At 72.9% G+C, this 19,282-nt stretch carries 13 protein-coding genes; 8 read left to right on the top strand and 5 right to left on the bottom strand.

The window, feature by feature from the left end; all coding sequences use genetic code 11:
• Nucleotides 1-158: 158 nt before the first annotated feature.
• Nucleotides 159-1,019, bottom strand: coding sequence for a 3-methyl-2-oxobutanoate hydroxymethyltransferase (panB, locus tag AB0G35_RS21745; RefSeq protein ID WP_360951741.1), 861 nt, complete (start codon nucleotides 1,017-1,019; stop codon nucleotides 159-161).
• 228 nt (nucleotides 1,020-1,247) lie between these two features.
• Here panB and AB0G35_RS21740 point away from each other — a divergent pair, with 228 nt between their 5' ends.
• The 4 genes from AB0G35_RS21740 (at nucleotide 1,248) to AB0G35_RS21725 (ending at nucleotide 6,219) form a co-directional block, all read left to right on the top strand.
• Nucleotides 1,248-2,876, top strand: coding sequence for an MFS transporter (locus tag AB0G35_RS21740; protein ID WP_360951738.1), 1,629 nt, complete (start codon nucleotides 1,248-1,250; stop codon nucleotides 2,874-2,876).
• Nucleotides 2,873-3,532 carry a TetR/AcrR family transcriptional regulator gene (locus AB0G35_RS21735; RefSeq protein ID WP_360951735.1) on the top strand — a complete coding sequence of 220 codons (660 nt, stop codon included), beginning with the start codon at nucleotides 2,873-2,875 and terminating at the stop codon, nucleotides 3,530-3,532. Before AB0G35_RS21740 ends, AB0G35_RS21735 begins: the two co-directional genes overlap by 4 nt.
• Before the next feature lie 260 nt (nucleotides 3,533-3,792).
• Nucleotides 3,793-4,812 carry an endonuclease/exonuclease/phosphatase family protein gene (locus AB0G35_RS21730; protein WP_360951732.1) on the top strand — a complete coding sequence of 340 codons (1,020 nt, stop codon included), beginning with the start codon at nucleotides 3,793-3,795 and terminating at the stop codon, nucleotides 4,810-4,812.
• A gap of 180 nt (nucleotides 4,813-4,992) precedes the next feature.
• Entirely contained in the window at nucleotides 4,993-6,219 is a 1,227-nt protein-coding gene (locus tag AB0G35_RS21725; protein WP_360951729.1) for an MFS transporter, read from the top strand.
• A gap of 36 nt (nucleotides 6,220-6,255) precedes the next feature.
• Here AB0G35_RS21725 and AB0G35_RS21720 read toward each other — a convergent pair whose 3' ends face one another.
• Nucleotides 6,256-8,010: an NAD+ synthase gene (locus AB0G35_RS21720; RefSeq protein WP_360951726.1), complete on the bottom strand. Its 1,755-nt coding sequence runs from the start codon at nucleotides 8,008-8,010 to the stop codon at nucleotides 6,256-6,258.
• A gap of 100 nt (nucleotides 8,011-8,110) precedes the next feature.
• On the bottom strand, nucleotides 8,111-10,120 hold the full coding sequence (locus AB0G35_RS21715) for a multicopper oxidase domain-containing protein (protein WP_360951723.1): 2,010 nt from the start codon (nucleotides 10,118-10,120) through the stop codon (nucleotides 8,111-8,113).
• 475 nt (nucleotides 10,121-10,595) lie between these two features.
• On the opposite strand from AB0G35_RS21715, the gene AB0G35_RS21710 reads away from it, so the two are divergent.
• The 4 genes from AB0G35_RS21710 to AB0G35_RS21695 all read left to right on the top strand — a co-directional run bounded on the left by AB0G35_RS21710 (nucleotide 10,596) and on the right by AB0G35_RS21695 (nucleotide 17,178).
• Nucleotides 10,596-11,504: a DUF998 domain-containing protein gene (locus AB0G35_RS21710; RefSeq protein WP_360951720.1), complete on the top strand. Its 909-nt coding sequence runs from the start codon at nucleotides 10,596-10,598 to the stop codon at nucleotides 11,502-11,504.
• A complete protein-coding gene (locus AB0G35_RS21705; protein ID WP_360951717.1) occupies nucleotides 11,501-12,388 on the top strand; it encodes an alpha/beta hydrolase in 888 nt (295 codons plus the stop codon). Before AB0G35_RS21710 ends, AB0G35_RS21705 begins: the two co-directional genes overlap by 4 nt.
• 335 nt (nucleotides 12,389-12,723) lie before the next feature.
• Nucleotides 12,724-14,085 carry a type I glutamate--ammonia ligase gene (gene glnA / locus AB0G35_RS21700; RefSeq protein WP_360951714.1) on the top strand — a complete coding sequence of 454 codons (1,362 nt, stop codon included), beginning with the start codon at nucleotides 12,724-12,726 and terminating at the stop codon, nucleotides 14,083-14,085.
• 27 nt (nucleotides 14,086-14,112) lie between these two features.
• Nucleotides 14,113-17,178 (top strand): bifunctional [glutamine synthetase] adenylyltransferase/[glutamine synthetase]-adenylyl-L-tyrosine phosphorylase, encoded by a 3,066-nt coding sequence (locus AB0G35_RS21695; RefSeq protein WP_360951711.1) that lies wholly within the window; start codon nucleotides 14,113-14,115, stop codon nucleotides 17,176-17,178.
• 25 nt (nucleotides 17,179-17,203) lie between these two features.
• Here AB0G35_RS21695 and AB0G35_RS21690 read toward each other — a convergent pair whose 3' ends face one another.
• Together AB0G35_RS21690 and AB0G35_RS21685 are read right to left on the bottom strand one after the other, a co-directional pair.
• Nucleotides 17,204-18,037, bottom strand: a complete 834-nt coding sequence (locus tag AB0G35_RS21690) for a phosphatase PAP2 family protein (RefSeq protein WP_360951708.1) — start codon at nucleotides 18,035-18,037, stop codon at nucleotides 17,204-17,206.
• 177 nt (nucleotides 18,038-18,214) lie between these two features.
• The gene (locus tag AB0G35_RS21685) at nucleotides 18,215-19,264 is read right to left on the bottom strand and encodes a LacI family DNA-binding transcriptional regulator (RefSeq protein WP_360951705.1); all 1,050 of its coding nucleotides are present in this window, start codon (nucleotides 19,262-19,264) and stop codon (nucleotides 18,215-18,217) included.
• Nucleotides 19,265-19,282 lie beyond the last annotated feature (18 nt).

Raw genomic sequence — 19,282 nt, 5'->3', positions numbered from 1 at the left:
TGCCTAAAGGGCGTGGGAGGTGCCCCCAGCGGCGGGCGTTTGTTTGTCGGGTGCGGTGACAGCCCTACAGACTTCGTCCTCCGGTCTGTCCCCTCCCGTGGGCTGGGGGGCGAGAAACCCCCACGGCGGGTCAGCCAAGTGCGTACGCGGCCCTGGCCTCAGTGGAACGTGTGCTGCTCCGCAGGGAAGGCGCCCCCCACGACCTCCTCGGCGAACTCCTTGGCCGCGTCGCCGAGCAGCTGCCGCATCTCCAGGTACTTCTTGACGAACTTCGGCACCCGGCCCGCCGTCATGCCCGCCATGTCGGTCCACACCAGGACCTGCGCGTCGCACTCCAGGCCCGCGCCGATGCCGACGGTCGGGATGTGCAGGGAGCGGGTGACCTCGGCGGCCAGCTCGGCGGGTACCGCCTCCAGGACGACCGCGAAGGCCCCGGCGTCCTGTACCGACTTGGCGTCCCGCAGCAGCTGCTGGGCGGCCTCCTCGCCGCGGCCCTGGACCGGGTAGCCGCCGAAGGCGTTCACCGACTGCGGGGTCAGCCCGACGTGGGCCATCACCGGGATGCCGGAGGAGACCAGCAGCTCCACCTGGTCCGCGGAGCGCTCGCCGCCTTCCAGCTTGACCGCGCCGACGCCGGCCTCCTTCACCAGCCGGGTGGCGTTGCGCAGGGCCTGGACCGGCCCTTCCTGGTACGAGCCGAACGGCAGGTCCGCGACGACGAGGGAGCGCGTGGTCCCCCGGACGACGGCCGCGGACAGGATCGTGATCTCGTCCATCGTGACCGGCACGGTGGACTCGTAACCGAGGTGGCAGTTGCCCATCGAGTCGCCGACGAGCAGGACCGGGATTCCGGCCTCGTCGAAGACGGAGGCGGTCATCGCGTCGTAGGCGGTGAGCATCGGCCACTTCTCGCCGCGCTCCTTGGCGGCGGCGATGTCGCGCACGGTGATCCGGCGCGAGCTCGTACCGCCGTAGAGGGACTTGGGCACCGGCTTCTGGGCAGGCGAAGGCTGCGTCATGGTGACGGCTCCTGTTCGTCATCTCGAGGCACCCTGACGGTGTCCCCGGACTCCCCACCATGCTGGCACGACCTCGGTGCGAAGGAAAAGGGAGGGCGCACCGGGAGCCGGAACGCCCGAACCGCGGGAGAGTGGGACGTACGGCCGCCCCGCCGGGGAGTCCGGCCGTGGAGTCGTCCTCCTCTATCAATACGGAACGGACTCGTATCGAAAACGTAGGGTGTCGGCATGGCCACCTCCTCGACCCCACCGACCGCGCCGGGCGCCCCGCCTGCCCGGCAGGTCCCGGACCGCGTGCACCGGCGCCGCTGGGCGATCCTGTCCGCCCTCATGCTCAGCCTGCTGATCGTGGTGCTGGACAACTCCATCCTCAACGTCGCCATGAAGACGATCGCCACGCCGGCCCCGCACGGCCTCGGCGCCACCCAGAGCGAACTGGAATGGGCGATCAACTCCTACACGCTGGTCTTCGCCGGGTTGCTGTTCACCGCCGGTCTGCTCGGTGACCGGCTGGGCCGCAAGAAGACGCTGCTCTTCGGGTTGGCGGTGTTCGGGACCGGCTCGGTGCTCGCCGCGTTCGCCGGCTCGCCGACCCAGCTGATCACCTTCCGCGCGCTCATGGGCCTGGGCGGTGCCTTCGTCATGCCGGCCACCCTCGCCATCCTGATGAACGTCTTCGAGCGCGAGGAGCAGCCCAAGGCGATCGGCATCTGGGCCGGCGGGGTGGGCCTGGCCATCGCGATCGGCCCGATCGCCGGCGGGCTGCTGCTGAACCAGTTCTGGTGGGGCTCGGTCTTCCTGGTCAACGTGCCCATCGTGCTGATCGCGCTGACCGCGATGCTGATCCTGGTGCCCGACTCCAAGGACCCCAGTCCTGGCCGGCTGGACCCGGTCGGCGTGCTGCTCTCCGTCGTCGGGCTGGTCCTGCTGGTCTACGGGATCATCAAGGGCGGCCAGCTCGCCGACTTCACCGAACCGCAGGTGATGGGCACGGTCGCGGCCGGCCTGGTGGTGCTCGCCGGTTTCGTGGTGCACCAGAAGCGCAGCGACCACCCGTCCATCGACATCAACTACTTCCGCAAGCCCGCGTTCTCCGCCGCGATCGCCGCCATCGCCCTGGTCTTCTTCTCCCTGATGGGCGTCACGTTCTTCATCGTCTTCTACGTGCAGAGCGTGCGCGGCTTCACCCCGCTCCAGGCCGGCCTGCTGCTCCTGCCGCTGGCCGCCGCCCAGTTGGTCTTCGCGCCGCGGGCCCGGCTGGCCGTGGACCGCTACGGCGCCCGCGCGGTGTGCACGTTCAGCATGTTCGTGGTGGCCGACACCATGCTGGGCCTGCTGCTGCTCGACACCGAGACCCCGATCTGGGTCATGGAGGCGCTGTTCTTCCTGCAGGGCGCCGGCATGGCGCACATCATGCCGCCGGTCACCGTCTCGATCATGCAGTCGCTGCCCCGTGAGAAGGCCGGTTCCGGCTCGGCGCTGAACAACGTCTTCCGGCAGGTCGGCGGCACCCTCGGCGTCGCCGTGCTCGGCTCGCTGCTCTCCACGAGCTACCGGAACCGCATCCAGGGCGTCCTCGACGCCGTGCCCGGACTGTCGGCCGGCGCCCGGCACGCGGCCGGTGAGTCGATCGAGGCCACCCTCGGCCTCGCGGACCGGATGGGCGCTCCGGGCCGGCCGCTGGTCACCGCCGCGAACGACGCCTTCATCCACGCCATGCACGTCACCGCCCTCGGTTCGGCCACCGTCTCGGCCGTCGGCGCCCTGGTCGTGCTGGCCTTCCTGCCGGGCAAAATGGGACCGGCGCCGCAGTCCGCGGAGCCGCACGACGAACGGAAGGCGGGCGCAGCGCGATGAGCCGGGCGGCACGGGACGCCGAGGCGGCGACCGGGACGGGGCCGGGCCCGGTGGCCCCGGAGCGTCGCGGCCGGCCGCGCAGTGCCGCGGCCGATTCCGCCATCATCGAGGCCGTGCTCCGCCTGATCGAGAACGGAGCGTCCATAGGCGACCTGTCCATGGAGGGGATCGCCCGCGAGGCCGGCGTCGGCAAGGCCACGGTCTACCGCCGCTGGCCCGGCAAGGACGCCCTGATGCTGGACGTCATGCGGTCCCTGGACGCCCCGCTCCCGCCGCTGCACGGCGACTCGGTCCGCGACGACCTGGTCTGTCTGCTGGAGTTCCTCCGCCGCCGCGGCCTGGCCAAACGGGACTCGGCGCTGCTGCGCACCGTCGTCAGCCACGTCCGGGCGCACCCGCAGCTGTGGGACGAGTACCACCGCACGGTCGTCCGGGCCCGCAACGAGGCGCTGCTGGCCGTGCTCCGCCGCGGTATGGCCAACGGGGAGATCCGCACCGACCGCCCCGTCGACACCCTCGCCGACCTCTTCGTCGGCCCGATGCTGTCCCGGGCCGTCCTCCACCAGTGGCAGGACCTCCCCGAGGGGCTGGCCGAGGACATCGTCGACACGGTCCTCGACGGCGTACGGCCCCGCCCGCAGGCCGCGGCGGGCTGAGCGCCCGGTGCCCCGCTGGTGTCGTCCCCAGGGCCGTTCGGGTCCCGGTACCCGGCGCCATATGACCGGACCGTGCCCGTTCTGTCACAGCCGTTGTCACGGACCCCAGGACCGGAACCCCGGCCCGCGACACCACCGTCCTTTCCTCCGAAGAGCGCGCGGCACGGCCCGGCGCGAATCTAAGAAACCGCATTACGGCCATCACCTAGGGTCGGTGATCACGGGTGACAGCACCGGAGCAAGGCAGTGAGGACAGCGGAATGGCGCAGGCATACATGACGGAGCCGGAGCAGGGGCGGGGGCCCGAAGGGGCCGGTTCCCGGGCCGGACGCCTGCGGGACTGGTGGCGTCCGGAGGGGATGTGGCGGCGCGGCATTGTGCTCGCGGTGCTGGCCGTCGTGCTCGGACTGCTGATGATTCTGCACGCCCGGATCCCCAACGACGTCGGAAACCTGGGCAGCCTGCTGGAGACCTTCCTGCCGTGGGTCGGCCTCGGCATCCCGCTGCTGCTGCTCGCCGCGGTCCTGCGCCGCTCCGCGACCGCCCTGGTCGCGCTGGTCCTGCCGGCCTTCGTCTGGGTCAACCTCTTCGGCGGCCAGCTCACGGACAAGGCCGGCACCGGCGGCAACGTCACCGTCGTCACGCACAACGTCAACGCCGACAACCCCGACCCGGCGGCCACCGCCCGGGACATCGTGCACTCCGGCGCGGACGTCGTCGCCCTGGAGGAGCTGACCGGCAACGCCCTGCCCACGTACCAAAAGGGGCTGGCGAAGGCGTACCCGTACCACACCGTGCAGGGCACGGTCGGCCTGTGGAGCAAGCTGCCGCTGAGCGACGCCGGGCCGGTGGACATCAAGATGGGCTGGACCCGCGCGCTGCGCGCCACCGTCACCGCCGCCGACGGCCAGCGGTTCGGCGTCTACGTCGCCCACCTGCCGTCGGTCCGGGTCAAGGTCGAGGCCGGCTTCACCGCCAACCAGCGCGACGGCAGCGCCGAGGCGCTGGGTGAGGCGATCGCCGCCGACCCGGTCAAGAAGGTCATGCTGCTCGGCGACCTCAACGGCACCATGAACGACCGTTCGCTGGCCCCGGTCACCTCGCAGATGCGCTCCGCCCAGGGCGCCGCCGGCGACGGCTTCGGCTTCAGCTGGCCGGCCGGCTTCCCGATGGCACGGATCGACCAGATCATGATGAAGGGCATGGACCCGGTCAAGGCATGGGTGATGCCCTCGACCGGCAGTGACCACCTCCCGGTCGCGGCCTCGGTCAAGGTGTGACGGCCGGACGCAGCCCCGTAACGTCCCGTTCCCCCGCTGGAATACTGGACCCGGGAGACTTTGTTCCGTAAGCGAACTTAAGAGAACGTAGGAGTCCCGTGCGTCCTGCCGGCCAAGGCAGGACGCACGGCCACGTCTCCCGCTCCCCGCACGTACGGAACGCGTCCCGAAAGGTCTCCCATGCCCTTGGCTCTGCTCGCCCTTGCGATCTCGGCCTTCGGTATCGGCACCACGGAATTCGTGATGATGGGCCTGCTGCCCAACGTCGCGGACGACCTGGGCACCTCGGTGCCCACCGCCGGCTACCTCGTCTCCGCCTACGCCCTCGGCGTCGTCATCGGCGCCCCGCTGCTGACCGCCCTCGGGTCCCGCATCCCGCGCAAACGGATGCTCGTCCTGCTCATGGCCGTCTTCACGGTCGGCAACCTGGCCTCCGCCCTGGCCCCGAACTTCGGGCTGCTGATCGCCGGCCGGCTGCTGGCCGGCCTTCCGCACGGCGCCTTCTTCGGCGTCGGCGCGGTGGTCGCCGCCCGGCTCGTGCGCGAGGGCCGCCAGGCCCGTGCCGTGGCCACCATGTTCCTCGGCCTGACCATCGCCAACATCGTCGGCGTGCCCGCCGCCACCCTCCTCGGCCAGCGGCTCGGCTGGCGCGCCACCTTCCTCATCGTGGCCGCCATCGGCCTGCTCGCCATGGCCGCGCTGGCCCGGCTGATCCCGCCGCTGCCCGCCGAGGCGCGCACCGGCCTGGCCGGCGAACTGCGCGCGCTCGGCAACCGCCAGGTGCTCCTCGGCCTGCTGACCACGGTCTTCGGCTTCGCCGGCATCTTCGCCGTCTACAGCTACCTGGCGTCGATGATGACCGAGGTCACCGGCCTCGCCGAGAGCACGGTCCCGCTCGTGCTCGCCCTCTTCGGCATCGGCATGACCCTCGGCGCGCTCGCCGCCGGCCCGCTCACCGACCGCGCCCTGCGCCCCACCCTCTACGGCTCCCTGGCGGCGCTGGCCCTGGTCCTGGCGGCCCTGCACTTCACCGCCCCGGTGGCGTGGGCCGCCATGGCCACCGTCGTCCTCGTCGGCGCGGTCGGCTTCCTGACCACCACACCCCTCCAGATGCTGGTCATGAACAAGGCCCACCAGGCGCCCACCCTGGCCGCCGCCTCCAACCAGTCCGCCTTCAACCTCGCCAACGCGGGCGGCGCCTGGGTCGGCGGGCTGGCCCTCGCGGCCGGCTGGGGCTGGACCTCCCCGGCCCTGGTCGGCGCCGTCCTGGCCGCCCTCGGCCTGGCCGTCGCGGTGACCGCCGGCCTGCTGGACCGGGCCCCGCACGATCCCTCGCGCATCGTGGCCCGCAGCGACGACGCCCCGGCCCCGGCCGACGCGGGCGCCCGGACCGGCGGCGGGTCCTGACCGGCCGGCGGAGCCGATCGGCGGCAGCGAGCGCCCTCAGCGGCCCTCGCGCCAGTGGTTGGTGATCGGCAGCCGGCGGTCCTTGCCGAAGCCCTTGGCGGAGATCTTGGGGCCCGGCGGGTACTGCCGGCGCTTGTACTCGGCGTGGTCCACCATCCGCAGCACGCGGGTGACCAGCGCGGCGTCATAGCCCTGGGCGACGATGTCGGCGTGGCCGCGGTCCCGGTCGACGTAGAGCTCCAGGATCCGGTCCAGGACGCCGTAGTCGGGCAGCGAGTCGGTGTCGACCTGGCCGGGGCGGAGCTCCGCGCTCGGCGGCTTGGTGAGGGTGTGCTCCGGGATCGGCGGGGTCTGGCCGCGGTCCGCGGCGGCCTGGTTGCGCCAGCGGGCCAGCTCGTAGACCACGGATTTGTAGACGTCCTTGATGGGGCCGTAGCCTCCCACCGAGTCCCCGTAGAGCGTCGAATAGCCGCACGCCAGCTCGGACTTGTTGCCGGGGGCGAGGACCAGGTGGCCCTCCTGGTTGGAGATCGCCATCAGGGTCGTGCCGCGCAGCCGGGACTGGAGGTTCTCCTCCGCGAGACCGGTGAGGCCGAGCGAGTCCATGTAGGCGTCGAACATCGGCCCGATCGGGACCGTACGGAACGCCAGGCCGGTCCGGCGGGCGAGTTCGGCCGCGTCGGTGAGCGAGTGCTCGGAGGAGTAGCGCGACGGCATCGCCACCGCGTGCACGTGCGCGGCGCCCAGTGCGTCACAGGCGATCGTGGCGACGAGCGCCGAGTCGATGCCCCCGGAGAGGCCGACCACCACGCTGCGGAAGCCGTTCTTGGCGACGTACGCGCGCAGGCCGACGACCAGTGCGGTGTAGATCTCCTCCAGGTCGACGAGGCGTTCGGCCTCCCCGCCGGGGCTCTCGGGCGGGTACGCCGGCAGCGGGTCGGCGGAGAGCACCAGGTGGTCCACGCGCAGCCCGTCGTCCAGCACGCCGGCCGGCGGCTCCGGGGCCGCCGCGGGCAGGTCCAGATCGACCAGCACACAGCCCTCGGCGAACTGCGGCGCCCGCGCGATCACCCCGCCGTCCTTGTCCACCACGATCGAGTCGCCGTCGAAGACCAGCTCGTCCTGGGCGCCGATCATCGCGAGGTAGGCCGTGGTGCAGCCGGCCTCCTGCGCCCGCTTGCGGACCAGCTCCAGCCGGGTGTCGTCCTTGTCCCGCTCGTAGGGGGAGGCGTTGATGGACAGCAGCAGCCCGGCCCCCGCACTGCGGGCCGCCGGCACCCGGCCGCCGTCCTGCCACAGGTCCTCGCAGATGGCCAGCGCGATGTCGATGCCGTGCAGCCGGACGACCGGCAGCGTGTCGCCGGGAACGAAGTAGCGGAACTCGTCGAAGACGCCGTAGTTGGGCAGGTGGTGCTTGGCGAAGGAGAGCGCGACCGTGCCGCGGTGCAGCACCGCGGCGGCGTTCTGCGGGGCGCCGGCCGGGCGTCCGTAGCGCGGCCGGTCCTGCTCGCAGCGGTCGAGATAGCCGACGACGACGGGGAGTTCGGCCAGTCCTTCGTCGGCCAGCCGGGCGGCCAGCGCCCGCAGCGCGGCCCGGCTCGCCTCGACGAACGACGGGCGCAGCGCCAGGTCCTCCACGGGATAGCCAGTGAGCGCCATCTCGGGGAACGCGACGAGATGGGCGCCCTGGTCGGCGGCGTGCCGGGTCCAGCGCACGATCGTCTCGGCGTTCTGCGCGAGGTCGCCGACGCAGGAATCGATCTGATTGAGGGCGAGGCGGAGTTGAGGCACCCCGCCAGTGTAATCGTCTCTCTGACGCAATGTGGGGGAGAGGCGGAAGGCCGGGCCCCGGCCGGCGTCCGGGGAGGGCGCCGGCCGCCCGTCCGTCGCCCTACGAGCGGTAGCCCAGGATCGTCATCATCCCCGACTCCGAGTGGTAGATGTTGTGGCAGTGGACCATCCACAGCCCCGGGTTGTCGGCGTCGAAATCGACCGCGAGCCGCCGCCCCGGCAGCATGATCACGGTGTCCTTCCGGGGCCCGCCGTGCGGCAGCGCGAAGTGGTGCCCGTGCAGATGCATCGGATGCCACATCCGGGTGTGGTTGCGGAAGACGATCCGCACCCGCTCACCGGCCCGCACCGGATAGCGCTGGTACGGACTGTACGGCCGGCCGTTGATCGCCCAGTTGTACCGGGCCATGTTGCCGGTGAGGGTCATGTCGATGACGCGGTCGGGGCGGCGCGCGGCAAGCCGTGCGGAGGCGGCCGCCTTGAGGCGGTCCGCGGTCATCAGCCTGCCGCGCAGCTCGTCGGGCCGGTCGGACGGGCCGGGCGCCGCGCCGCTCCCGGTCCGCAGCACCGCCAGCGCGGACCGGTTCCGCTTGCCCTCGGCGAGCGCCGTCAGCGGGAAGGCGCCGTCGCCGACGGTGACCAGGACGTCGTAGCGCTCGCCCACGCCGAGCAGCAGCGCGTCCGTCGTGTGGTGCCGTACGGGGAAGCCGTCGGTGTGGGTCACGGTCATCCGGTGGCCGCCGAGCGCGACCCGGTACGAGGTGTCCCCGGCCGCGTTGATGAGCCGGATCCGGATCCGGTCGCCGGGCCGGGCGCGGAAGGTGTGCGGATGCCGGGCGGTACGGCCGTTGATGAGGTGCAGCGGATGGTCCACCGAGCCCGGGTCGCCCCAGAGCCGCCGGCGCCCGCCGAACGGCCGCCGTGACGAACCGTGCCCGTGGTGGCGCTCGCGGTCGCCCTTGCCGCGGCGGTGCCGGCGACTGTCACCGTCGTGCTCGTCGTGCTCGTCGTGGCCGTGTCCGTGGCCGTCGCGCCCGCGGCGGGATGCGGTCCCGCCGCCGCCCTTCCCGTCGTCACCCATGCCCATGCCCATGCCCATGCCGCCCATGTGGCCCATGCCGCCGTGCCGGCCCGCGCGCTGCAGGAACCCGGCCAGCACCGCGTCCGGGGTGCGGCCGTCGATCCCGTCGATCCAGTCGTCGATCAGGACCACCCACTCCCGGTCGTACGAGAGCGGCTCCCGGGGGTCCTCGACGATCAGCGGCGCGTACAGCCCGCGGTCCAGCTGCACGCCGACGTGCGGATGCACCCAGTGCGTACCGGGCTCGGTGACCTTGAAGTGGTAGTCGAAGGAGCCGCCGGGCCGGACGGCCCGCTGGGTGAGGTCCGGGACGCCGTCCATGTCGTTGCGCACGTGCAGCCCGTGCCAGTGGAGGGTGGTGGACTGCGACAGGTGGTTGCGGAGGGTCAGCGCGATCCGCTCGCCCGCGGTGACCCGGATCTCCTTGCCCGGCAGCTCATCGCCGTACGCCCAGGTCCGGACGGTCCGGCCGCCGCCCAGTTCCAGCCGGGTCGGTGCGGCGGTCAGGGTGAAGTGCCGTACGGGTCCTCCCGAGCCGCGCCGCCGTTCGCACTCGGCCACCTCGGCGCCGTCCGGGGTGACATAGCCCCGAGGGGGCTTCCCACCGGGGCCACCGCCGGCATGGCCGTGGGAGCCATGAGTGCCGTGGGAGCCATGGTGGTCATGCGTGCCGTGGGAGTGGCGGGAGCCGTGCCGGCCCTGGTCCTCGGGGCTGCTGTGCGGGGCCGCGCCGTGGGAGCCGTGCGAGCCGTGGGACTCGTGGGGCCGGCGGGCGGGGTGGGAGCCGAGCAGACCGGCCTTCACGTCCGGGCCGGATCCGCCGTCCGACGCACCGCAGGCGGCGAGCAGCCCGCTGCCGGCGACCGCGGCCCCCGCACCGAGCAGGGCGCGCCGCGAGGGCGTCCGCGGAATGGCGGGCCGGGCATCACCCGGCACCTCGGACCGGCCTTCCGGCCGTACGTCCGCCGGGTCTTCCGACGGGCCACCGGTCGGGTCATCGTGCAGGGCAGGGCGCTGCGAATCGCGCATGGAAGAGAGCACCTCGAAACGGTGTCGGTGTGAGCAAGATCGGCTGCGGGTCGGCTGGCGGGGCTCCGCCGCGGACTCCCGGGAACGTCGGCGGCGGGGCGCGCTACCGGGCGCGCGGCACCGACGAGGAGGCGGGGAGTATCTGACGCGGTGGCGCGGATATCGGCCACCGGCCGGGCAGCAGACCCGCGCGTACCGTCCCCGTGCACCACGGCAGCGGGCCGCACCACGCGGCGGCGGCCGTGCCCTGTGCGCGCATCGCGGACCTCCCGACGAGGACGACGGACACCGGAGGGGGCCGCCGGTTCGCACCCTACCCCCGAGGGGTATCGCCCTCCACCGGAGCGCCGCCGAACGGGGCGTCGCCCGCCTATCCTTGGCCTTCCCGCCCCCACCGGCGGGCCCCGGGGCACCTCCGGCGCGGCCGGGGACCTCCCCTACGGCCGGCCGGATCCGCCCGAGCACCTGGATGTCCGTGACCGGTACCCGTCGCCCCGCCTCCGCCGCCGCGGGCCGCCGCCGGGTGGCCGCCGCCCTGCTGCTGCTCGGCGCCGCCGCGTACACCGCCTGGGTCCTGGAGCTGGTGCTCACCACCGGCCTCGATCCGGTACGGGCCTACGTCAGCGAACTCGCCGCCGCCGACCAGCCGCTCGGCGGCCTCTTCCGTGCCACGGACCTGGCCGCCGGGCTGCTGGTACTGGCCGGCGCGCTGACCGCGCCGACGACGACGGCGGTCACGGGCCCGGCGACGACGGCGGTGACGGGCCCGGCGACGACGGCGGTCACGGGCCCGGCGACGGCGGTGACGCCGCCCGCGACGGCACGCCCCGCCCGGGCGGCCGACCGGGCAGGGCGTGCCGGCCGGATCGCGCTCGCCGTCTTCGGCGCCGCCACCGCCGTCGACTCCCGGCTCCCGCTGAGCTGCGCCCCGACCAGCGATCCGGTCTGCGCCGCCCGGGAGACCGCCGGCCTGGTGCCGGCCACCCACACCGCGCACGCGGTCAGCAGCACCTGCGCGATGCTCGGCGCCCTCGCCGCCCTGGTCCTGCTGACCCTCGCCGCCCGGCGCCACGACCGCCGGTCGCCGCTCGCCCGCTACGGACCCCCGCTGGTGCTGGCCGAACTGGCCGCCACCTGCTGGACGCTGGCCTCCGTTGCGGCCTTCTCCGCGGGCCGCGGCACCTGGGCCCTCGGCGCCGGCCAGCGGCTCCAGGTCCTGCTGGTCGCCCTCTACCTGGTGCTGCTCGCCCTCCGCGTGGCCCGACCGGACCGGGCGGCCCGTACGGAACCCGTCACCGAGGCGAAGGCCCGTACGGAACCCGTCACCGAGGCGAAGGCCCGCACCGAACCCGTCACCGAGGTGAAGGAGATCCCCCACCGATGAGCAGCCACCGCCTCCCCACCCCTGGCCGGTTCGTACGCGTCGACGGGGTGCCGCTGCACGTCGTGACGGAGGGCACCGGCCCGCTCTGTGTGCTCAGCGGCGGCCTCGGCATGGCGTGGTTCGACTGGGACGCGGTCGCCGCGCTGCTCGCCCCGTACCGCACCGTCGTCCGCTTCGACCGCCCCGGCCTCGGACTCAGCGCCCAGGCCCCCGCGCCGCCCACCCTGTCCGCCGAGGCGGACCGGATCGCCGGCCTCCTCGACGCGCTCGGCCACGGCGGCCCGGCCACCGTCGTCGGCCACTCCCTCGCCGGTTTCCACGCCGAGGCGTTCGCCCGGCTGCACCCGCACCGCTGCGCTGGAGTCGTCCTCGTCGACGGCAGCATCGAGGAGGACCCGCGGCCCCGGCTGCCGCGGGCGGTGTGGACGGCCTGGGCGGGCGGGGTGGCCGGGGTGCTGTCCGCGGCCGGTCTGCCGCGCGCCCTGGGTCCGGCCGCCCGCCGTCTGGTGGGCCGCGCCTCGACGGTCGGCAGCCATCCGCCGCACCCCTGGGAGCGGGCCGGCTACCGCACCAGCCGGGTCGCCCGGGCCTGTGTCCTGGAGAACGCCACCTACCCCTACCAGGCCGCCGAACTCGCCGCGCTGCGCCGGGACCGCCCGATGCCGTCCGCCCCGGTGACGGTCCTGGCGGCCTACGACGGCAGCGAGACCGCCGGCCGGCTGCGCTGGCTGGAGCGGCAGCGGGCGCTCGCCGCCGAACTCGGCGGGCGGTTCGCGGTCGCCGCGCCCGCGGGTCACCTGGTGATGGCCGACGTCCCGGAATCCGTGGCCCACGCGGTGCTGGACCTCACCGGCACCGGCCGGGACGCCACCCCGCTCCCGTAACCCCCCGCGGCCCCTCCCCGCCCGATCACCCCTCGCTCACCACCCGAAACCCTCGGCGACCGGTGCGGAACGGCCCGCTCAACGGCTGGTCAACGGCCCCTCAGGGCGGCTTCAAGACTGGACCAAGCGGCCCGATTGCCGCCGCCGGCTGCGCTGAGCTTGCTCGCTGCGGGAAAGGATGCGGGAAGGAAGCGGGGCGGGGGTTACGGGTCAGCGGTTCTGGTTCAGGCCAAGGGTGCGTAATGTGACGGTAACCCCCTCACGTGATACTGGTTGCCACGCACGTCGTTCGACGTATGTGGACAGGCCGATTGACCTGCAAGGATTGGTGACCCATGGACAAGCAGCAGGAGTTTGTGCTCCGGACGCTGGAAGAGCGCGACATCCGCTTCGTCCGGCTGTGGTTCACCGATGTGCTCGGATTCCTGAAGTCGGTGGCGGTGGCGCCCGCCGAGCTGGAGCAGGCCTTTGACGAGGGCATCGGTTTCGACGGGTCGGCCATCGAGGGGTTCGCCCGGGTGTACGAATCCGACATGATCGCCAAGCCGGACCCCGGCACCTTCCAGATCCTGCCCTGGCGCGCCGAGGCCCCCGGCACCGCCCGGATGTTCTGCGACATCCTGATGCCGGACGGCTCGCCCTCGTACGCCGACCCCCGGTACGTGCTCAAGCGGATCCTGGCGAAGACCTCCGACCTCGGGTTCACCTTCTACACCCACCCCGAGATCGAGTTCTTCCTGCTCAAGGACAAGCCCGTGGACGGCTCCCGGCCGATCCCCGGCGACTCCTCCGGCTACTTCGACCACACCCCGCAGAACGTCGGCATGGACTTCCGCCGCCAGGCGATCACGATGCTGGAGTCGATGGGCATCTCGGTGGAGTTCAGCCACCACGAGGGCGCCCCCGGCCAGCAGGAGATCGACCTGCGGTACGCCGACGCGCTCTCCACCGCCGACAACATCATGACGTTCCGGCTGGTCATGAAGCAGGTCGCGCTGGAGCAGGGCGTCCAGGCGACGTTCATGCCCAAGCCGTTCTCGGAGTACCCCGGCTCCGGCATGCACACCCACCTCTCCCTCTTCGAAGGCGACCGCAACGCCTTCCACGAATCCGGTGCGGAGTACCAACTCTCCAAGGTGGGCCGCTCGTTCATCGCCGGACTGCTCAAGCACGCCGGCGAGATCTCCGCCGTCACCAACCAGTGGGTCAACTCCTACAAGCGCATCTGGGGCGGCACCAACCGCACCGCCGGCGCCGGCGGCGAGGCCCCCTCGTACATCTGCTGGGGTCACAACAACCGCTCCGCGCTGATCCGCGTCCCGATGTACAAGCCCGGCAAGATGGGCTCCACCCGGGTCGAGGTCCGCTCGATCGACTCCGGCGCCAACCCCTACCTCACCTACGCCGTGCTGCTCGCCGCCGGCCTCAAGGGCATCGAGGAGGGCTACGAGCTGCCGGCCGGCGCCGACGACGACGTCTGGGCGCTGACCGACTCCGAGCGCCGGGCGATGGGCATCGAGCCGCTGCCGCAGAACCTCGGCGAGGCCATCGAGCTCATGGAGCGCAGCGAGCTGGTCGCCGAAACCCTCGGCGAGCACGTCTTCGACTTCTTCCTCCGCAACAAGAAGCAGGAGTGGGAGGAGTACCGCTCGGAGGTCACCGCCTTCGAGCTGCGCAAGATGCTGCCCGTGCTCTGAGCCACCGCGCCACCGAGAGGCTGGACCATGGCACTACCCGCTCCGCAGGGACGGCGGAGCAGCACCTTCGGCCGGCTGCTGAGACACGGGTTCACCGACCCCTCGGCGGCCGGGGAGCTGCTCGACGCCCCCGAACTCGCCGCCGTCCGCGACGACTCGGTCCTCCTGGAGGCGTTCGGCGCCACCGCCGACCCGGACCTCGCCCTGCGCGGCCTGGTCCGGCTGGTGGAGGCGCTGCCGGAGGACGAGCAGCAGGCGCTGCTGACCACCCTCGTCGCCGCGAAGCCGCTGCGCGACCGGCTGCTGGGCGTGCTGGGCGCCTCCGAGGCGCTCGCCGACCACCTCGCCCGCCACCCCGGCGACTGGCGGTCGCTGGTCACCTACGAATCGGTCGATCTGCACCCGACCACCCCCGAGTTCGAGCAGGCCCTCGCCGAGGGCATCTGGGGCGAGGAGGGCGCCGGCCGGCCCCGCGCGGACGCGCTGCGCGCCGCCTACCGCCGGTGCCTGCTCGGCATCGCCGCCCGCGACGTGTGCGGCACGACCGACGTCGCCGAGGCCGCGGCGGAACTCGCCGACCTGGCCACCGCCACCGTCCGCGCCGCCCTGCAGATCTCCTACGAAGAGGCACCCGGCGACGCCGCGGTGTGCCGGCTGGCCGTCATCGGCATGGGCAAGTGCGGCGGCCGGGAGCTGAACTACGTCTCCGACGTCGACGTCATCTTCGTCGCCGAGGCCAAGGACGGCGTCGACGAGGCCAAGGCCCTGCAGGCCGCCACCCGGCTCGCCGCCCGGATGATGCAGCTGTGCTCGGACAACACCGTCGAGGGCACCATCTGGCCGGTCGACGCCAACCTCCGCCCCGAGGGCCGCAACGGCCCGCTGGTGCGCACCCTCAGCAGCCACCTCGCCTACTACCAGCGCTGGGCCAAGACCTGGGAGTTCCAGGCCCTCCTCAAGGCCCGCCCGATGGCCGGCGACCTCGGCCTGGGCCAGGAGTACGTCGACGCGCTCGCCCCCATGGTGTGGGCGGTGGCCGAACGGGAGAACTTCGTCTCCGACGTCCGCCAGATGCGCCGCCGGGTCGTCGAGAACATCCCCGCCGCGCAGGTCGAGCGCGAACTCAAGCTCGGCCCCGGCGGTCTGCGCGACGTCGAATTCGCCGTCCAGCTCCTCCAGTTGGTGCACGGCCGCAGCGACGCCACCCTCCGCAGCGCCACCACCCTGGACGCCCTGGCCGCCCTCGCGGCCGGCGGCTATGTGGGACGTCAGGACGCCGCCGCCCTCGACGCCGCCTACCGCTTCCTGCGCACCCTCGAACACCGCATCCAGCTCATCCGCCTGCGCCGCACCCACCTGATGCCCGAGGACGAGGCCGAACTGCGGCGTCTCGCACGGTCGTTGGGACTGCGGACCGAGCCGGTTGACACCCTCCGCAGGGAGTGGAAGTGGCACGCTAGAGAAGTGCGCCGACTGCATGAGAAGCTCTTCTACCGCCCCCTGCTCGATGCCGTCGCCCATCTGGAGCCCGGCGAGGCCCGGCTGTCGGCCAAGGCCGCCGGTCACCGCCTCGAAGCGCTGGGCTACGCCGACCCGGTGGCCGCGCTGCGCCACCTGGAGGCCCTGGCGTCCGGCGTGACCCGTAAGGCCGCCATCCAGCGGACCCTGCTCCCGGTGCTGCTCGCCTGGTTCGCGGACTCCGCCGACCCGGACGCCGGACTGCTCAACTTCCGCAAGGTCTCCGACGCGCTCGGCAAGACCCCCTGGTACCTCCGGCTGCTGCGCGACGAGGGCGCGGCCGCCGAGAACCTCGCCCGGGTGCTCTCGGCCGGCCGCCTCGCCCCCGACCTCCTCCTCCGCGCCCCCGAGGCGGTGGCCCTCCTCGGCGCCCCGGACGGCCTCCAGCCGCGCAGCCGCGCCGCCCTGGAACAGGAGGTACTGGCCGCGGTCGGCCGCGCGGACGGTGCGGAGGCGGCGGTCGCGGCGGCCCGCGGGGTGCGCCGCCGGGAGATGTTCCGCACCGCCGCGTCCGACGTGATCGGCGCGTACGGCACGGAGTTCAGCCCCGCCGACACCGACCACGGCCATTCCGTCGACGCGGTCGGCTCCGCGCTCTTTGACCTCAACGCCGCCACCATCGCCGGTGCGCTGCGCGCCGCGGTCCGCGAGCAGTGGGGCGACACCCTGCCCACCCGCTTCGCGGTGATCGGCATGGGCCGCTTCGGCGGCCACGAGCTGAGCTACGGCTCGGACGCCGATGTCCTCTTCGTCCACGAACCCCGCGAGGGCGCCGACGAGCAGGAGGCCGCCAAGGCCGCCCACGCGGTCGCCAACGAGATGCGCAGGCTGCTCCAACTCCCGTCCTCCGACCCGCCGTTGCTCATCGACGCGGACCTCCGCCCGGAGGGCCGGACCGGCCCGCTGGTGCGCACCCTCGCCTCGTACGCGGCCTACTACCGGCGCTGGTCGCTGGTGTGGGAGGCCCAGGCGCTGCTGCGCGCCGAACCGGTCGCCGGCGACGCCGACCTGGGCCGGCGCTTCATCGAGCTGATCGACCCGCTGCGCTACCCGGTCGAGGGCCTGGGCGACGAGGCGGTGCGCGAGATCCGCAAGCTCAAGGCCCGGATGGAGTCCGAACGACTGCCCCGCGGCGCGGACCCCACCACCCACGCCAAGCTGGGCCGCGGTGGCCTGAGCGACGTCGAGTGGACGGTCCAGCTGCTCCAGATGCAACACGGCTGGGAGGTCCCCGGCCTGCGCACCACCCGCACCCGCGAGGCGCTGTCCGCCGCCCACGCGGCAGGGCTGATCGCCACGGAGGACGCCCAGATACTGGACGAGGCGTGGGTGCTCGCGGCCCGGGTCCGCAACGCGGTGATGCTCGTACGGGGCCGTCCCGGCGACACGTTCCCAGTCGACGGCCGCGAACTGGCCGCGGTCGGCCGCTACCTCGGCTACGAGGACGGCCTCAGCCGCCGCCCCGCCGACAACGGCCGCACGGGTGACGCCGCCGGCCGCAGCGGCGAGATGATCGACGACTACCGCCGCATCACCCGCCGCGCCCGGAGCGTCGTGGAGCGACTCTTCTACTGACCCGTCCGCAGCGCCCCGCGGCGGGTCAGCCGAGTACGTGGGGGGTGAGCCGATGCGGCAGCGCCCCGTACCAGATGCCGGCGAGTCCGAAGCCGAAGGCCAGGCACAGCACCCCACCCAGCGCGTCCAGCCAGAAGTGATTGGCCGTCGAGACGATGACCAGCAGCGTGGTGCTGGGGTAGAGAAGACCCAGCGCCTTGGCCCACACCGGCTTCGCGAGCAGCGCGATCGTGATGCCGCACCACAGCGACCAGCCGATGTGCATCGACGGCATGGCCGCGTACTGGTTGGACATCGAGGCGAGGCTGCCGGACGCCAGCGAGCCCCAGGTGCCGTGGTCGATGAGGGTGTCGATGAAGCCGCCGCCCGGCATCAGCCGGGGCGGCGCCAGCGGATAGAAGTAGTAGCCGACCAGCGCGACGCCGGTGGTGGCGAACAGGGCCAGCCGGGCTGCGGCGTAGCGGCCCGGGTGCCAGCGGTAGAGCCAGACCAGTACGCCGATCGTCACGATGAAGTGCAGCGTCGCGTAGTAGTAGTTCATCGACACGATCAGCCAGGTCACCGAGTTCACCGCGTGATTGACGGTGTGCTCGACGGCGATGCCGAGGGAGTGCTCGGCCTGCCAGATCCAGTCCGCGTTCCGCAGTGCCTTCGCCTTCTGTTCCGGCACCGCGTTGCGGATCATCGAGTAGATCCAGTAGCTGACCGCGATCAGCAGGATCTCGAACCAGAGCCGGGGTGCGCGAGGACTACGCAAGCGGGCCAGTCGGCCCTCTTCCACAGGCGGGTCCGCTCGGTCCCCCTTGGGTGGCGGGGTGGTCGGCAGGCCGTCCAGAGTCCTCGTCAGCGCATCACCCATAGGCAGACAGTCTGCCAGAAAGGGGTGTGTCGCCGATCATCCTTCGGTCGGGTATTCGACCCGTGGTATGGCACTTGAGGCGGACGCGTGACCCCCGCCGTTCTCAGGGCCGTCCCTGAGACGGTCCCTCAGGCGGCCCCTGGGCCGGGGGTCTTCAGGCGGGCCCCGAGACGGCCGTCAGGTGGCTCGCAGCGGCTTGGGGATCCGGGCCGCCTTCGGGACCGACGCGGTCGAGCCGCGGACCACCAGCTCGGGGTGGAAGACGAACTCGCTGTGCGGCGCCGGGGTGCCGCCGACCTCCTCCAGCAGCGCCCGCACCGCCGCCTGCCCCATCGCCGTCACCGGCTGGCGGATCGTGGTCAGCGGCGGGTCGGTGAAGGCGATCAGCGGGGAGTCGTCGAAGCCGACGACGGAGATGTCGCGCGGGACGTCCAGCCCGCGCTGCCGGGCCGCCCGGATCGCACCGAGCGCCATCATGTCGCTGGCGCAGACGATCGCGGTCGAGCCCCGCTCGATCAGCGCGCTCGCCGCGGCCTGCCCGCCCTCCAGGGTGAAGAGGGAGTGCTGGATGTACGGCTCCGCCTCGGCCGGGCCGATCTGCAGTCGCTCCTGCATGGCACGGACGAAGCCCTCGATCTTGCGCTGGACGGGTACGAAGCGCTTGGGGCCGAGCGCCAGCCCGATCCGGCGGTGGCCCAGCGCGGCGAGGTGGGTGACGGCCAGGTCCACCGCGGCCCGGTCGTCGGGGGAGACGAACGGCGCCTGCACCTGGTCGGAGAAGCCGTTGATCAGCACGAACGGCACGCCCTGGCCGCGCAGCTGCTCGTAGCGCTGCATGTCGGCGGAGGTGTCGGCGTGCAGCCCGGAGACGAAGATGATGCCGGCCACCCCGCGGTCGACCAGCATCTCGGTCAGCTCGTCCTCCGTCGAGCCGCCCGGGGTCTGCGTCGCGAGCACCGGGGTGTAGCCCTGGCGGGTCAGCGCCTGCCCGATGACCTGGGCGAACGCCGGGAAGATCGGGTTCTCCAGCTCGGGCGTGATCAGCCCGACCAGCCCGGCACTGCGCTGCCGCAGCCGCACCGGGCGTTCGTAGCCCAGCACGTCGAGGGCGGCCAGCACGGACTGGCGGGTGGTGGCGGAGACACCGGGCTTCCCGTTGAGAACCCGGCTGACGGTGGCCTCGCTGACACCCGCCTGTGCTGCGATATCTGCCAGCCGGGCGGTCATGGGTGGGACCTTACCGTC

It is taken from the genome of Streptomyces sp. NPDC021749 (assembly GCF_040640655.1).
Taxonomy (GTDB): Bacteria; Actinomycetota; Actinomycetes; order Streptomycetales; family Streptomycetaceae; genus Streptomyces.
The sequence above is the reverse complement of the archived record's forward strand: the minus strand, read 5'-3'. Positions and strand labels throughout refer to the sequence as shown.

Excerpts from the sequence above, each read along its gene's own strand:
- panB (WP_360951741.1), bottom strand. The coding sequence starts at position 1,019 with ATGACGCAGCCTTCGCCTGCCCAGAAGCCGGTGCCCAAGTCCCTCTAC.
- AB0G35_RS21740 (WP_360951738.1), top strand. The coding sequence starts at position 1,248 with ATGGCCACCTCCTCGACCCCACCGACCGCGCCGGGCGCCCCGCCTGCC.
- AB0G35_RS21735 (WP_360951735.1), top strand. The coding sequence starts at position 2,873 with ATGAGCCGGGCGGCACGGGACGCCGAGGCGGCGACCGGGACGGGGCCG.
- AB0G35_RS21730 (WP_360951732.1), top strand. The coding sequence starts at position 3,793 with ATGGCGCAGGCATACATGACGGAGCCGGAGCAGGGGCGGGGGCCCGAA.
- AB0G35_RS21725 (WP_360951729.1), top strand. The coding sequence starts at position 4,993 with ATGCCCTTGGCTCTGCTCGCCCTTGCGATCTCGGCCTTCGGTATCGGC.
- AB0G35_RS21715 (WP_360951723.1), bottom strand. The coding sequence starts at position 10,120 with ATGCGCGATTCGCAGCGCCCTGCCCTGCACGATGACCCGACCGGTGGC.
- AB0G35_RS21705 (WP_360951717.1), top strand. The coding sequence starts at position 11,501 with ATGAGCAGCCACCGCCTCCCCACCCCTGGCCGGTTCGTACGCGTCGAC.
- glnA (WP_360951714.1), top strand. The coding sequence starts at position 12,724 with ATGGACAAGCAGCAGGAGTTTGTGCTCCGGACGCTGGAAGAGCGCGAC.
- AB0G35_RS21695 (WP_360951711.1), top strand. The coding sequence starts at position 14,113 with ATGGCACTACCCGCTCCGCAGGGACGGCGGAGCAGCACCTTCGGCCGG.
- AB0G35_RS21690 (WP_360951708.1), bottom strand. The coding sequence starts at position 18,037 with ATGGGTGATGCGCTGACGAGGACTCTGGACGGCCTGCCGACCACCCCG.
- AB0G35_RS21685 (WP_360951705.1), bottom strand. The coding sequence starts at position 19,264 with ATGACCGCCCGGCTGGCAGATATCGCAGCACAGGCGGGTGTCAGCGAG.